12 protein-coding genes are annotated in these 13,857 nt (G+C 69.0%); 3 read left to right on the top strand and 9 right to left on the bottom strand.

The window, feature by feature from the left end; translation table 11 throughout:
* Positions 1–8: 8 nt before the first annotated feature.
* From V7702_RS08470 to V7702_RS08455, 4 genes are all read right to left on the bottom strand, one after another.
* Positions 9–821, bottom strand: coding sequence for an enoyl-ACP reductase FabI (locus V7702_RS08470; RefSeq protein ID WP_335649678.1), 813 nt, complete (start codon positions 819–821; stop codon positions 9–11).
* A 40-nt stretch (positions 822–861) separates the two neighbouring features.
* Entirely contained in the window at positions 862–2,076 is a 1,215-nt protein-coding gene (gene fabB / locus V7702_RS08465) for a beta-ketoacyl-ACP synthase I (protein WP_335649677.1), read from the bottom strand.
* 23 nt (positions 2,077–2,099) lie between these two features.
* Positions 2,100–2,612 (bottom strand): 3-hydroxyacyl-[acyl-carrier-protein] dehydratase FabA, encoded by a 513-nt coding sequence (fabA, locus tag V7702_RS08460; RefSeq protein WP_335649676.1) that lies wholly within the window; start codon positions 2,610–2,612, stop codon positions 2,100–2,102.
* A gap of 67 nt (positions 2,613–2,679) precedes the next feature.
* Positions 2,680–3,315, bottom strand: a complete 636-nt coding sequence (locus V7702_RS08455; RefSeq protein WP_442958405.1) for an SH3 domain-containing protein — start codon at positions 3,313–3,315, stop codon at positions 2,680–2,682.
* Here V7702_RS08455 and V7702_RS08450 point away from each other — a divergent pair.
* Positions 3,314–4,300 (top strand): 2-hydroxyacid dehydrogenase, encoded by a 987-nt coding sequence (locus V7702_RS08450; protein WP_335649675.1) that lies wholly within the window; start codon positions 3,314–3,316, stop codon positions 4,298–4,300. The two genes, V7702_RS08455 and V7702_RS08450, sit on opposite strands and share 2 nt — an antisense overlap.
* Positions 4,301–4,444: 144 nt before the next feature.
* Here the strand turns inward: V7702_RS08450 and V7702_RS08445 are convergent, their stop codons facing one another.
* The 3 genes from V7702_RS08445 to V7702_RS08435 form a co-directional block, all read right to left on the bottom strand.
* Entirely contained in the window at positions 4,445–5,050 is a 606-nt protein-coding gene (locus V7702_RS08445) for an HAD family hydrolase (RefSeq protein ID WP_335649674.1), read from the bottom strand.
* A 129-nt stretch (positions 5,051–5,179) separates the two neighbouring features.
* A complete protein-coding gene (gene mutS / locus V7702_RS08440; protein WP_335649673.1) occupies positions 5,180–7,861 on the bottom strand; it encodes a DNA mismatch repair protein MutS in 2,682 nt (893 codons plus the stop codon).
* Between the two features lie 34 nt (positions 7,862–7,895).
* Entirely contained in the window at positions 7,896–9,269 is a 1,374-nt protein-coding gene (locus tag V7702_RS08435; protein ID WP_335649672.1) for an MATE family efflux transporter, read from the bottom strand.
* 162 nt (positions 9,270–9,431) lie between these two features.
* On the opposite strand from V7702_RS08435, the gene V7702_RS08430 reads away from it, so the two are divergent.
* Positions 9,432–10,976 (top strand): flavin-containing monooxygenase, encoded by a 1,545-nt coding sequence (locus tag V7702_RS08430; RefSeq protein ID WP_335649671.1) that lies wholly within the window; start codon positions 9,432–9,434, stop codon positions 10,974–10,976.
* 300 nt (positions 10,977–11,276) lie between these two features.
* Positions 11,277–11,816, top strand: coding sequence for a GNAT family N-acetyltransferase (locus V7702_RS08425; protein WP_335649670.1), 540 nt, complete (start codon positions 11,277–11,279; stop codon positions 11,814–11,816).
* A gap of 315 nt (positions 11,817–12,131) precedes the next feature.
* Here V7702_RS08425 and dnaJ read toward each other — a convergent pair whose 3' ends face one another.
* Positions 12,132–13,292 (bottom strand): molecular chaperone DnaJ, encoded by a 1,161-nt coding sequence (gene dnaJ, locus V7702_RS08420; protein ID WP_335649669.1) that lies wholly within the window; start codon positions 13,290–13,292, stop codon positions 12,132–12,134.
* A gap of 166 nt (positions 13,293–13,458) precedes the next feature.
* On the bottom strand, positions 13,459–13,857 hold a 399-nt coding region (locus tag V7702_RS08415; RefSeq protein ID WP_335649668.1), incomplete at its 5' end, for an Hsp70 family protein.

Here is a 13,857-nt window from a genome sequence, read left to right as displayed (position 1 = left end):
CGGCAAACCTAGCCTTCGGCGGAGTCGGGAATGCCCATGATGTGGAAGCCGGCGTCCACATGCACCACTTCGCCGGTGGTGGAGCGGCCCAGGTCCGACAGCAGCCACAGTGCGGCGCCGGCGACGCCTTCCATCGAGGTGTCGGCCTTCATGGCCGACATGGCCCGGCCCTGGGCCAGCATGCCCCGGCCGCCGGAGATGCCGGCCAGCGACAGGGTGCGCATGGCGCCGGCCGAGATGGCGTTGACCCGGATGTCGCTGGGACCCAGGTCGCGGGCGGCGTAGCGGGTGGCCGCCTCCAGGCCGGCCTTGGCCACGCCCATGGTGTTGTAGTTGGGGATGGCCCGCTCGGCGCCCAGATAGGTCAGGCAGACGATGGAGCCGCCGTTCGGCATCATGGCCGCCGCGCGCCGGGCGCAATCGACGAACGAATAGACCGAGATGTCCATGGCCCGCAGGAAGCCTTCGCGGGTGGTGTTCTCGACGAACGAACCCTTGAGCTCGTCCTTGTTGGCGAAGGCGATGGCGTGGACGAAGAAGTCGATCTCGCCGAGCGCATCGCTCACCGTCTTGAAGGCGGTGTCCATGGCCGCGTCGTCGGTGACGTCGGCCGGGGCGGTGACCTTGACGCCGAGCTGTTCGGCCAGCGGCTGGACCCGGCGCTCCATGCCCGGCAGGTGCAGGAAGGCCATCTCCGCGCCCTGGGCGGCCAGTTGCGAGGCGATGCCGAAGGCGATGGACTGGTGGTTGGCGACCCCGGTCACCACCCCCTTCTTGCCCTTCATCAGTTCGCCCTTGGGCATGTCGTAGTCGTCAGCCATGGCTTCCTCGCCGTTCTGTCGATTCTCAGGTCGCGCCAGCCTAGCTGGCCTTGGCCATCACCAGGCAGCCATTGGTGCCGCCGAACCCGAAGCTGTTGGACATCACCGTCTCGAAGGCGCCGTCGCGGCGCTCGCGCAGGATCGGCATGTCGGCGAAGGCGGGGTCCAGGTTTTCGATATGGGCGCTCTGGGCCATGAAGTCGTTGTTCAGCATCAGCAGCGAATAGATCGCCTCCTGCGCCCCGGCCGCGCCCAGGCTGTGGCCGGTCAGGGACTTGGTCGAGGAGATGAACGGGGCTGCGTCGCCGAACACGTCGCGTACGGCCTGCATCTCCTTGGCGTCGCCCACCGGCGTCGAGGTGCCGTGCGGGTTCAGATAGTCGATCTTCCGCCCGCCCAGACCTTCCATGGCCAGGTTCATGCAGCGCACCGCGCCCTCGCCCGATGGGGCGACCATGTCGAAGCCGTCGGAGTTGGCGGCGTAGCCGATGATCTCGCCATAGATCTTGGCGCCGCGGGCCTTGGCCCGCTCCCATTCCTCCAGCACCACCATGCCGGCGCCGCCGGCGATCACGAAGCCGTCGCGGGCCTCGTCATAGGCGCGACTGGCGGTGGAGGGGCGATCGTTGAAGTTGGAGCTCATGGCGCCCATGGCGTCGAACAGGACCGACAGGCTCCAGTCCAGCTCCTCGGTTCCACCGGCGAAGACCACGTCCTGCTTGCCCAGCTGGATCTGCTCATAGGCCGAGCCGATGCAGTGGGTGGAGGTGGCGCAGGCCGAGGAGATGGAGAAGTTCAGGCCACGAATCTTGAACCAGGTGGCCAGCGTCGCCGAAGGACCCGAGCTCATGGCCTTGGGCACGGCGAAGGGGCCGATGCGCTTGGGGCCGCGGGTCCTGGCGGTTTCGGCCGCCTCGATGATCACCTTGGTCGAGGGGCCGCCGGAGCCGACGATCAGGCCGGTCTTCTCATGGCTGACCTCATCGGGGCCGAGGCCCGAATCGGCGATCGCCTGCTCCATGGCGATGTGCCCGAAGGCCGTGCCCTGGGCCAGGAAGCGGGCGGCGCGGCGATCGACCAGGGCTTCCCAGTCGATATCCGGCTTGCCGTGGACCTGGCTGCGGAAGCCCAGCTCGGCATATTCCGGCGCCGCCGTGATGCCCGAACGGGCGTCGCGCAGCGAGGCGGCGACCGAGTCGGCGTCATTGCCGATGGACGAAACGATACCAATACCGGTGATGGCGACGCGGCGCATGTTCGCTCCCGTTTCCTGGCGCTTCAGCGCTGATAAAGCCCGACGCGGAGGTCGCCGGCCGTATAGATCACGTTCCCGTCCGCCTCGAGCACGGCGTCGCCGATGCCCATGACCAGACGGCGGTTGATGACCCGCTTCATCTCGACCTTGTAGGTCACCTTCTTGATGTCGGGGGTGACTTCGCCGGCGAACTTGACCTCACCGCATCCGAGCGCGCGGCCGCGGCCCTTGCCGCCGATCCAGCCCAGATAGAAGCCCACCAGCTGCCACATGGCGTCGAGGCCCAGACTGCCCGGCATGACCGGGTCGCCGATGAAGTGGCAGTCGAAGAACCAGAGACCCGGATTGATGTCGAATTCGGCTTCGATATAGCCCTTGCCGTGGGCGCCGCCATTGTCGTTGATCGTGGTGATGCGATCGAACAGCAGCATCGGCGGCGACGGCAGCTGGGCGTTGCCCGGGCCGAACATTTCCCCGCGGGCGCAGGCCAGCAGGTCTTCCAGATCGTAACGGCTCTGGGCCTCGTGAATGGTCATACGCCGCCTTTATGAGCTCGGCTGATAACAGAAGGGGTCAGGCCCTAGCACGAGGCCAAGGCGTGGCTCAACGACATTGGGCGGGGTCAGCCACGCCCCAGACGGCCGATTCCGTCACCCAACCGGTGACGCCGTCAACACTGAGACGGCACCAGCCCTTGTCGCAACGATCCAACGCGGCCAGGGCGCGGGCGTTCAAATAGGCCGTGATCTCCGCCTCCGGCCGGGGGCGGCGACGCAGGGGCAGGGGGTTTGCGGCCAGGTTCATGACGCTGCGCCTGCCGTCGGTGACCCGGCGGTGGACCCAGGCCAGGCCGCCTTCCGGATCACAGATCCGCCGCCATTCCCGGGTCTCGGCGACCACCTGAACCGGCAGGCCGCGGGCCCGGTAGACCCACAGCACCTGATGGTCGTCACCGGGCCCTGCCCGGGCGTTCACCTCGCCGAACTTCAACGACAGGTAACGGGGCACCGCGAAGCCCGATGGCGTTTCGCCCGCCTCCCGCGCCTGGGCCGGGGCGGCCAGCATCAGCGCCATCGTCAGGGCGCAGAGGGTCAGCAGCGCCCGCGTCGGCGACAGCAGGTGAGGATAAGTCTCGCTTAGCTCAGGCTCGCCTTGGCCCACCTGGGTCCCTTTGCTACAGGTTGAGGCTCGCGCGCCCATGGCGCCCCGCCGCAAGGTTCCCGTCGCAGACTTGGTCATGGTCGCCCGTAAGCCCAAAGTCATCGTCACCCGCAAGCTCCCCGATCAGGTGGAGACGCGGATGAGAGAGTTGTTCGACGCAGAGCTCAACCTTTCGGATGAGCCCCTGAGTCGCGACGCGCTGGTCGATGCGGTGAAGCGCGCCGATGTGCTCGCCCCCACCATCACCGACCGAATCGATGCTGATCTCATCGCCCAGGCCGGGCCGCAGCTCAAGCTGATCGCCTCATTCGGGGCCGGCGTCGACCATATCGACGTGCCGGCCGCCGCGGCCCGCAACATCAGCGTGACCAATACGCCCGGCGTCCTGACCGAGGATACGGCCGACATGACGCTGGCCCTGATCATGGTGGTCGCCCGGCGGATCGTCGAGGGCGCCAATGTGGTCCAGGCCGGCGGCTTCACCGGCTGGTCACCCACCTGGATGCTGGGTCGCCGGGTGACCGGCAAGCGCCTGGGCATTGTCGGCATGGGCCGGATCGGCCAGGCCGTCGCCCGCCGGGCCAAGGCCTTCGGCCTGCAGATCCACTATCACAACCGAAAACCGGTGAGCCCCCGCATCGAGGAAGAGCTGGGCGCCACCTATTGGGACAGCCTGGACCAGATGATGGCCCGGATGGACCTGGTCTCCATCCACTGCCCGCACACGCCGGCCACCTTCCACCTGCTGTCGGCCCGGCGGCTGAAGCTGCTGCAGCCCCACGCCATCCTGATCAATACCGCCCGCGGCGAGATCGTCGACGAGGACGCCCTGATCGACATCCTGGCCAAGGGCGAGATCGCCGGCGCCGGCCTCGACGTGTTCGAGCACGAGCCGGCGGTGAACCCCAAGCTGCTCAAGCTGCCCAATGTGGTCCTGCTGCCGCACATGAGCTCGGCCACGGTGGAGAGCCGCGTGGACATGGGCGAGAAGGTGATCATCAACATCCGCACCTGGATGGACGGCCACCGCCCGCCCGACCGCGTCATCCCCGCGATGCTTTAGGTCGCCTGGGCCCAGCTCGGCCCCCCGCCACCGTCATCCTGGGCCTTGCGCCCAGGATCCCTCGCGACGTTTGCGCCCGCCCTCGACAGGGATGCTCGCCACAAGGGCGAGCATGACGGATGTGGGGGAGGGCTGGGGATGGCCTCAGACGGCTTCCGCCGCGGCGATCACCTCGGCCACCGTCCGGGTCCCGTCCCACAGGCCCGCCCGCCAGCCGCAGGCGCGCGCGGCCTCCACATTGCGCGGCGAATCATCGATCAGCAGCAGTTCGTGCGGCGCATGGCCGGTGCGCTGCGCCACGGCCTCGAAGAAGGCCGGATCGGGCTTTCCGCAGCCATAGTCGGCCGCATAGTGGATTTCGGCGAAGCGGTCCTTCAAGCCAAGCTCGTTCCAGATATAGGCCGCCCGCAGGTGCTCCTGCACCGTCGCCAGATGCAGGCCGTATCGGCCGTTCAGGGCGGCGAGCTGATCCAGGAAACCCTGGTCCAGATGGGCGTCCTTGGAGAACCAGTAGGCGGTGAGCGCTTCCGGAGTCAGGTGCGGCGCAAAGCCCGGCAGGGCGAGCGCCAGCCGCTTGTGCAGACCCGCCCGCCCGGCCATCACATCGGGCCAGTGGACGGCGAAGAAGGCGCTCTGAAACTTCGCAGGATCAACGCCCAGGTCCGTCTCGATCGCATGGTCCCAGCGCAGGCCGTCGGGGTGTCGGATCACCACCCCGTCCACATCGATCATCAAGGTGCGGACGGTCATGGTGGGCTTTCTCATACGCTCAGTTTTCGCCCGTCATGGTCGGGCTTGACCCGACCATCCATGAACACCGAGCGGGCGCAAGTGTGCATGGACCCTCGGATCAAGTCCGAGGGTGACGGAGCTGGAGAACTACGAAAGCTGCGCCTTCAGCCGGTAGAGGGCGTCCATGGCCTCGCGCGGGCTCATGCCGTCCAGGTCGAGGCCGCGCAGAGCTTCCTCCACCAGGCTTGGTCCGGGGGCGTCAGGCTCGGCGACGGCCAGGGCGAACAGCGGCAGGTCCTCCAGATGGGCCGGCGCGCCCTGCTCGCGCTCCAGCCGGTCCAGCACCTGGCGGGCGCGGGCCACCACCGCCGGCGGCACGCCGGCCAGCTTGGCCACCTGCACGCCATAGGAGCGGTCGGCGGGGCCGGGGCCGGCCTCGTGCAGGAAGATCAGGTCGCCCTTCCACTCCTTGGCCCGCATGGAGAGGTTGGCCACGTGGGGGAGCCGGTCCTCCAGCACCGCCAGCTCGTGATAGTGGGTGGCGAAGAGCGCCCGGCAGCGGTTGGTCTCGTGCAGGGCCTCGGCGCAGGCCCAGGCGATGGCCAGGCCGTCATAGGTGGCGGTGCCGCGCCCGATCTCATCCAGGATCACGAAGGACCGGGGCGTCGCCTGGGTGAGGATGGCGGCGGTCTCGACCATCTCGGCCATGAAGGTCGAGCGGCCCCGGGCCAGGTCGTCGCCGGCCCCCACGCGGCTGAACAGGCGGTCCACCACGCCCAGCCGCAGGGCCTGGGCGGGCACGAAGGAGCCGGCCTGGGCGAGCACGCAGAGGAGGGCGTTCTGGCGCAGGAAGGTCGATTTACCGGCCATGTTGGGGCCAGTGACGATGGAGAGCCTTGCGGCGCCTGCGCCGGCCCCATCGAGGCGGCAGTCATTAGGGGTGAACGGCTCACCCGTCTTGCGCACCGCGGCCTCGACCACCGGATGGCGGGCGGCGGTGGCTTCGAAGACGCAGGAGCGATCCACGACGGGCCGCGTAGCCCCGGCCTCATCGGCCCATTCGGCGAGGCCCGAGGCCACGTCCAGGCTGGCGGCGGCGAAGGCGGCGGCCTGGATGGCGTGGGAGACATGGCAGGCGGCCTCGCGCCAGGCCTCGAAGGCGGCGACCTCCATGGCCAGCGCCCGCTCGGCGGCCTGGGCGATCTTGGCGTCCAGCTCGGCCAGCTCGACGGTGGTGAAGCGGACCTGGTTGGCCAGGGTCTGGCGGTGGATGAAGGTGGCGTTCAGGGGCGCCTTCATCAGCGGTTCGGCGGCCTTGGCGCTGGCCTCGACGAAATAGCCGAGGACGGCGTTATGGCGGATCTTCAGGGCTACGCCGCTTTCGCGGGCCAACTGCGCCTCCAGGCCGGCGATCACCTTGCGGCTGTCGTCGCGAAGCGCCCGGGCCTGGTCGAGTTCGGGACGGACCCCCGCCGCGACGAAGCCGCCGTCGCGGGCCTGGGCTGGCAGGTCATCGCCTAGGCCTGAGGCCAGCAGGTCGCGCAGGTCCGACAGGTCAGGCTGTCGGGCGAGGTCGAGCGCCTCGAGCGCTTGGGCCGTCTCCGGCGGCGGGGCGGGGTCGAGGGGTTCGGGGGCGGCGAACAGGCCGGTGATGGCGGCCCCGGCGGCCAGCCCGTCCCGCAGGCAGCCCAAGTCTCTCGGCCCGCCGCGCCCGAGCGCCAGCCGCGACAGGGCCCGCGCCATATCGCCCATGGACTTCAGTTGGCCGCGCAGGTCCTGGCGTAGGGTGCGGCGCTCACAGAAATAGGCCACCGCATCCAGCCGCGCATCGATGGCCGCGGGCTCCACCAGCGGCCGGGCCAGGCGGGTGGCCAGCAGGCGGGCGCCCGGCGCCGTCACGGTCCGGTCGATGGCGGCCAGCAGGCTGCCCTCTCGGCCGCCGGCCAGGCTGCGCTCGATCTCCAGGCTTGTGCGGGTGGCCGGATCGATGGCCATGACCTCGCTTTCGCCGATCCGCCGCGGCGCCGACAGGGCCGGCAGGCGGCCGGCCTGGGTAGTCTCCAGATGGGCTGCGATCAGGCCCAGCGCCGAGATCTCCGCCCCGCTCAGCGCCCCGAAGCCGTCCAGGGTCTCGACCCCATAGAGCCGCTTGAGCCGCGCCTCCGAGGCCGAGGGTTCGGCGAGCGCCTGGGGCATGGGCTGGACGAAGCCGCCGACGCTGCGCAGGGCCTCGGCCGCGGCTGGGTCAGCGAACAGGCGGTCCGGGACCAGTATTTCCGAGGGCGACAGCGCCGCCAACGCCGAGGCGAGGCCTGCGGCGTCCAGGGCCAGGCACTCCACCTCGCCGGTGGAGAGCTCCACCGAGGCGATCGCCGCCTGGCCGGCGCGGACCGCCACGGCGGCCAGGCGATTGGCCCCGCGGGCGTCCAGCAGGCCATCCTCGGTGAGCGTACCCGGCGTCACCACGCGGACGATCTCGCGCCGGACGATGGATTTCGAGCCGCGCTTCTTGGCCTCGGCCGGGTCCTCCATCTGGTCGCAGACGGCGACCTTGAAACCCGCCCGGATCAGCTTGGCCAGATAGGCCTCGGCCGCATGGGCCGGCACCCCGGCCATGGGAATGGGCTGGCCCCCGTGATTGCCCCGGGCGGTCAGGCTGATGCCCAGCGCCGCGGCCGCCTTTTGGGCGTCCTCGAAGAACAGCTCGTAGAAATCGCCCATGCGGAAGAAGATCAGCGCATCAGGCTGAGCGGCCTTGGCCTCGAAGAACTGGGCCATCACCGGCGTGGCGCCGGCCGCGTCCGGCAGGGTGGGAGAGGGAGCGTTCATGAGGCCGGCAAGCTAGCCGCCCGGGCAGATTCGGTCATCCCTTTGCGGCCGCCAGCCTGCGGCGCATCAGGCCCGGCAGCATCAGGGCCTGGCCGGCGCCCCTGGCGACGAAGAACAGGGTGAAGGCCAGCCAGAGGCCGTGATTGCCCAAGGGGGCCGCCAGGACCAGGGCGGCGACGAAGACGGCCAGGGCGCCTGCCATGCTGAGCAGCATGGCCCGCGTCCAGCCGGCGCCGATGAATACGCCGTCGAACACGAAGGAGGCGACGCCGGCCAGGGGCAGGGCCACGACCCAGAGCGCGTAGAGGCCGGTGGTCTGCGTCACCGCCGGATCGGTGGAGAAGCTGGCCGCCAGGGGCGCGCCGACCAGAAGGTAGGCCAGGGCCATCAGGCCAGCCGCGCCGGCGCTCCAGATCAGCAGGGCGCGGACCGAGCGGGCGAACAGGCCCGGGTCCCGGGCGCCGGCCGCCTCGCCGCACAGGACCTGGGCGGCGCTTTCGAAGCCGTCGAGCATCAGCGTGGTCAGCATGAAGAGCTGGAAGAGGATGGCGTTGGCGGCCAGGACCACCGCGCCTTGCTGGGCGCCGGCGCGGGTCACCATGACCGTGGCGCTCATCAGCAGGATGGTGCGGATGAAGAGGTCGCGGTTGAGGGCGAAGAGGGCGGTGAGCTCGCTCCCTGCCCAGGTCTGGCGCCTGCGGGCGAGCCTCAGGGCCTGGCGAGCCGGCGCCTCGCGGGCGCAGATGGCCAGCAGGGCCGCGGTCTTGAGGCCTTCCGAGACCAGGGTGGCGACGGCGACGCCGGCAACGCCCCAGCCGAGGCCCAGCACCAGGCCGACATCGAGGGCCACATGGGCCAGGTTGGCGGCGATCTCGACGACCAGGACCGCGCGGACTTGGCGGCGGCCGATCAGCCAGCCGATCAGCACGGCGTTCACCAGCCAGGCCACCCCGCCCACATAGCGGATGTCCACATAGGCCCGGGCCATGGGCGCGACCTCCTGCCCGGCGCCCAGCAGGGAAAGCCCGGCCGGAACCACGAGGGGCCACAAAACCAGCAGCACGGCGCCGACTCCGAGCGCCACGGCCAGCCCGCGGACCAGGGTGGCGGCCTGGGCCGTGGGGTCGCCGCGCCCGGCGGCCTGGGCGGTGAGGGCCACCGTGCCGGTCTTCAGGAAGTTGAAGACGATCAGCAGGGTCATCAGAAGCTTGGCGCCCACCTCCACGCCCCCCTGGGCGGCGGCCTCCCCCAGGCGCCCGATCACCCACATGTCGGCCAGGCCGAACAGGGCGGTGGCTACATTGGTCAACATCGAGGGCAGGGCGATGGCCAGGATCGGCCGCCAGAGGGGCGCAGGCGTCATGAGGATGCCGTGGCCGGCGCCGCCTCGGCGGTCAAGCGCTTGCATCGCGGCGCGCCCGTTGGATGATGGTCTGCGACCGCAGGGGTCAGGGGGCGAACATCCCCCTCGCCAAGTGATCGTCGATCACATACCTTGATTTCCATCAGGGATCACGGATCGCCAGGGGATCACACTGGCGGCAGGGAACGACAAGGGAAGAGGTTTTCCATGACCAGCGTGGATGTGGCGACAAAGGCTCGCCAAGCGACAACCGGCGTCGAGCACTTCGACGTGCTGGTGGTGGGCGCGGGCATTTCCGGGGTCGGAGCGGCCTGGCACCTGACGCACCAGATGGCGGGCACGAGCTTCGCGGTCCTTGAGGCCAAGGACACCTATGGCGGCACCTGGGTCACCCACCGCTATCCCGGCGTCCGCTCCGACAGCGACCTCTACACTTTCGGCTACCGGTTCAAGCCCTGGCGCGGGGCGCCGATCGCCACATCGGCTGAGATCCTGAACTATATGGACGAGGTGATCGCCGAGAACGATCTGGCCCGCCATATCCGGTTTGGCCACAAGATTGTCCACGCCGCCTGGTCCAGCGAGAAGAAGCTCTGGACCGTGGACGCGGTGAAGACCGCTACCGGCGAGCCCCTGACCTTCACCTGCGGCTTCCTGTGGATGTGCCAGGGCTATTACCACCACGACGAGGGCTATACGCCGGAGTGGCCCGGCATGGCCGACTTCAAGGGCCCCATCATCCATCCGCAGACCTGGCCCGAAGACCTGGACTATACGGACAAGAAGGTGGTGGTGATCGGCTCGGGCGCGACGGCGGCCACCCTGGTCCCGGCCCTGGCGGCCAAGGCTGGCCACGTGACCATGCTGCAGCGCTCGCCCACCTATTTCGCGACGGGGCGCAACGCCAACGAGCTGGCCGACACCCTGCGCGACCTGGAGGTCCCCGAGGAGTGGACCCACGAGATCGTGCGGCGCAAGATCCTCAAGGACCAGGGCATGTTCGCCCACATGGCCCGGGAATATCCCGACGCCGTGAAGGACGAGATCCTCAAGAACGTCGCTGCGGTCCTGCCCGAAGGCTTCGACATGAAGCACTTCACCCCCAGCTACCGCCCCTGGCAGCAGCGCCTGGCCTTCGTGCCGGACGCCGACCTGTTCAAGGGCATCTCGTCGGGCAAGGCCTCGGTGGTCACCGACCAGATCGAGCGCTTCACCAAGGACGGCATTCTGCTGAAGTCCGGCGACGTGCTGGAGGCCGACATCATCATCACCGCCACGGGCTTCCGCCTGTCGGTGATGGGGGACATCCCCTTCGAGGTGGACGGCCAGCCGGTCGACTGGGGCCAGACGCTGACCTATCGCGGCATGATGTTCACCGGCGTGCCGAACCTGGTGTGGGTGTTCGGCTATTTCCGCGCCAGCTGGACCCTGCGAGTGGACCTGATGGGGGATTTCGTGGCTCGGCTGCTCGGCCACATGAAGGCCCGCGGCGTCAAGAAGGTGATGGTCGATCCCGGCGAGGCCGGCGCGACCATGCCCCGCGGCCCCTGGATCGATCCGGACAATTTCAATCCGGGCTATCTGATGCGCGACATGGACAAGATGCCCAAGTGTGGCGACACGCCCGAATGGCGCCACACCCAGGACTACTGGGTCGAGCGCGCCGATATCCCCGCCATCGATCTGGACGGCCCGGTCTTCCGCTATGACGATCAGAAGGCGGCGGCCCGGGCGGTGGAGGCGGCGGAGTAGGAGGCGGCCGCCTAGGGCCATCTACCCAACTTTCCGTCGTCATGGTCGGGCTTGACCCGACCATCCATGAACACCGGGCCTGACGCAGAGTTCATGGGCCCTCGGATCAGGTCCGAGGGCGACGGGCTGGTGGCGGTAAAACAGGGTCACAAAGAACACGAAGCCAGCCAAGGATACGAAGGGGCGGCGGCTTGGCCTTTGTGTCCCTGAGACAAGCTGGGGGCCTGTCCATTAGATTTCCGCGGGTCGCGGGAAGGTGTGTCACCAGCCAAGCTGTAGGGGGCGACTGGAGGCTCCGCCATGCTAACCACCTCACGTCTGTGCCTGCGCCCCTGGCTGGAAGCCGACCGGCCAGCCTTCGCGGCCATGCACGCTGATCCGGAGGTGATGGTGGACGCCGGGCGCCCCCTGACCCGTGAGAAGAGCGACCGGAAGTTCGATCGTTACAGGGCGGCCCACGATCAGCTCGGCTTTGGCCATTGGGCCGTCGAGACCCTAGCGGGCGACTGGCTCGGCTATTGCGGGGTCATGCCGTCGAAGGCCGGGCATGTGCTGGGCGAGCACCTCAGCGCCGGTTGGCGTCTAAAGCGATCAGCCTGGGGGTCCGGCTATGCCACCGAGGCCGCCGACGCAGCCTTGGCCGACATCTTCGACCGCCGCCTCGCTGACGAAGTGCTGGCCTATACGGCGCCTGACAATCTTCGCTCGCAGGCGGTCATGGACCGTCTTGCCCTGCGGCGTGATCCAGCCAGAGACTTCAGCATGGATGACGGCCGCCGTCTCTGGACGGGCCTTGTCTGGGTGGCCGCCCCCCAAAGGCCTCAGCGCACCTCAATTTGACCCGTCATGGTCGGGCTTGACCCGACCATCCCTGCACACCGGCCGGACGCAGAGTTCATGGGCCCTCGGATCAAGTCCGAGGGCGACGGGCTGGTAGCGGTAAAACGGGGTCACAAAGGACACAGAGCCAGCCAAGGACACGAAGGGTTCGGCGGCCTCGCCTTGGTGTCCTTCGCGATCCTTTGTGTTCTTCGTGTCACCCCTTGAAAGCGGCCTGCGGCGCAGGGCGGGGCGCGCTTCTCTCGCCATCCCGTCGTGGCCCGGTGCGCATGGACCCTCGGGTCAAGCCCGAGGGAGACGGCGAGAGGGGACGGCTCAGCAGCCGCCGGTCATGTCTTCCCAGAAGCGCTTGGCCTTGCCGACGAAGGACGAGGACTTGGGATTGGTCTGCTCGCCGCTGAGCTCGGCGAACTCGGCCATCAGCTCCTTCTGGCGGGGGCTGAGACGGGTGGGAGTCTCGACGAAGATCTCGACCACCAGGTCGCCCCGCTCGCGAGAGCGCAGGGAGGGCATGCCCCGGCCCTTCAGGCGCAGGGTCTTGCCGGTCTGGACGCCCTCGGGGACGTCCACCGGGATCTTGCAGTTGCCGTCGCAGTTCTCGCCGCCCATCAGGCAGGGCGCTTCGATCTCGCCGCCCAGCACGGCCACGGCCATGGGCACCGGCACGGTGCACAGAAGGTCGAGACCGTCGCGCTCGAACAGTTCGTGCGGGGTCACCGACAGGAAGATATAGAGGTCGCCGCGTGGCCCACCCCGGGCCCCGGAATCGCCTTCGCCGGCCAGGCGGATGCGGGCGCCGTCATCGACGCCGGCCGGGATGCGGACCTGCAGGGTGCGTTCCTTGCGGACCTGGCCATGGCCATGACAGGTGGCGCAGGGGTCCTGGATCAGCCGGCCCGTGCCGCCGCAGCGGGGGCAGGTGCGCTCGACGGAGAAGAAGCCCTGGCTGGCCCGCACGCGGCCCGCGCCGCCGCAACCGCCACAGACCGTGGGGCTGGTGCCGGGCTTGGCGCCTGAGCCGTCGCAGGTTTCACAGGTGACGGCGGCCGGCACAACGATCTCGACCTCGGCGCCGGCGAAGGCCTGCTCCAGGCTGATCTCGAGATCATAGCGCAGGTCCTGGCCCCGGGCCGGCCCGCTGCGGCGGCCGCGGCCGCCCTGCGCGAACATGTCACCGAAGACGTCGCCGAACACCTCATTGAAGATGTCGTGCACGTCGGTGAAGCCCGCCCCGCCGGGGCCGCCTCCGCCGCCGCCATTCACGCCGGCATGACCGAACCGGTCATAGGCCGCGCGCTTCTGGGCGTCGGAGAGGATCGAATAGGCCTCGTTGATCTCCTTGAAGCGCGTGGCGGAGTCCTCGCAGCCGCCATTGCGGTCTGGATGGTGCTCCATGGCCAGCTTGCGATAGGCGGCCTTGAGCGCGGCGTCATCGCTGCCGCGGCTCACGCCCAGGATCTCGTAATAGTCCCGCATGCGCGTCAGGTATCTGAATGATTGGAGAAAATAAGGTGGGCATTCCCCCGGCCCGCCGCAAGATCGTGCGGCCTGGACCGGGGGGGCGCCTGGTCATCGCCCGGCGGCGACGCAACCCTGACAGCCTGGTGAGCGATGAGGGGGCGTCGCGCCATGGGGCGGTTCGTCACGCCGACTTCTTGTCGTCGTCGTCGACTTCCTCGAACTCGGCGTCGACCACGTCGTCGCCGCTCGCGTCGGGCTGAGCCTCGCCCGAGGCGCCCTGCTGGGCCGCATACATGGCTTCGCCGAGCTTCATGGAGGCCTGGATCAGCGTCTGGGTCTTGGTGGAGATCGCCTCGGCGTCCTCACCCTCCAGCGCCGACTTCAGGTCGGCCAACGCCGTCTCGATGGCGCCCTTGTCCTCAGCCGAGACCTTGTCGCCATGTTCGGCGAGCGCCTTCTCGGTGGAGTGGACCACGGCCTCGGCCTGGTTCTTGGCCTCGACCATCGCCTTGCGCTTCTCGTCCTCGGCCTTGTTGGACTCGGCTTCCTTGACCATGGCCTCGATGTCGGCGTCCGACAG

Source organism: Phenylobacterium sp., assembly GCF_036963605.1.
In the GTDB taxonomy this organism is placed as follows: Bacteria; Pseudomonadota; Alphaproteobacteria; order Caulobacterales; family Caulobacteraceae; genus Phenylobacterium.
Note: the sequence above shows the minus strand (reverse complement) of the source record. Positions and strands in the feature narration are given on the sequence as shown.

Bases quoted from the DNA above. Each gene is read 5' to 3' on its own strand.
- V7702_RS08470 (WP_335649678.1), bottom strand. From the start codon at position 821: ATGGCTGACGACTACGACATGCCCAAGGGCGAACTGATGAAGGGCAAG.
- fabB (WP_335649677.1), bottom strand. From the start codon at position 2,076: ATGCGCCGCGTCGCCATCACCGGTATTGGTATCGTTTCGTCCATCGGC.
- fabA (WP_335649676.1), bottom strand. From the start codon at position 2,612: ATGACCATTCACGAGGCCCAGAGCCGTTACGATCTGGAAGACCTGCTG.
- V7702_RS08450 (WP_335649675.1), top strand. From the start codon at position 3,314: ATGGTCGCCCGTAAGCCCAAAGTCATCGTCACCCGCAAGCTCCCCGAT.
- V7702_RS08455 (WP_442958405.1), bottom strand. From the start codon at position 3,315: ATGACCAAGTCTGCGACGGGAACCTTGCGGCGGGGCGCCATGGGCGCG.
- V7702_RS08445 (WP_335649674.1), bottom strand. From the start codon at position 5,050: ATGACCGTCCGCACCTTGATGATCGATGTGGACGGGGTGGTGATCCGA.
- mutS (WP_335649673.1), bottom strand. From the start codon at position 7,861: ATGAACGCTCCCTCTCCCACCCTGCCGGACGCGGCCGGCGCCACGCCG.
- V7702_RS08435 (WP_335649672.1), bottom strand. From the start codon at position 9,269: ATGCAAGCGCTTGACCGCCGAGGCGGCGCCGGCCACGGCATCCTCATG.
- V7702_RS08430 (WP_335649671.1), top strand. From the start codon at position 9,432: ATGACCAGCGTGGATGTGGCGACAAAGGCTCGCCAAGCGACAACCGGC.
- V7702_RS08425 (WP_335649670.1), top strand. From the start codon at position 11,277: ATGCTAACCACCTCACGTCTGTGCCTGCGCCCCTGGCTGGAAGCCGAC.
- dnaJ (WP_335649669.1), bottom strand. From the start codon at position 13,292: ATGCGGGACTATTACGAGATCCTGGGCGTGAGCCGCGGCAGCGATGAC.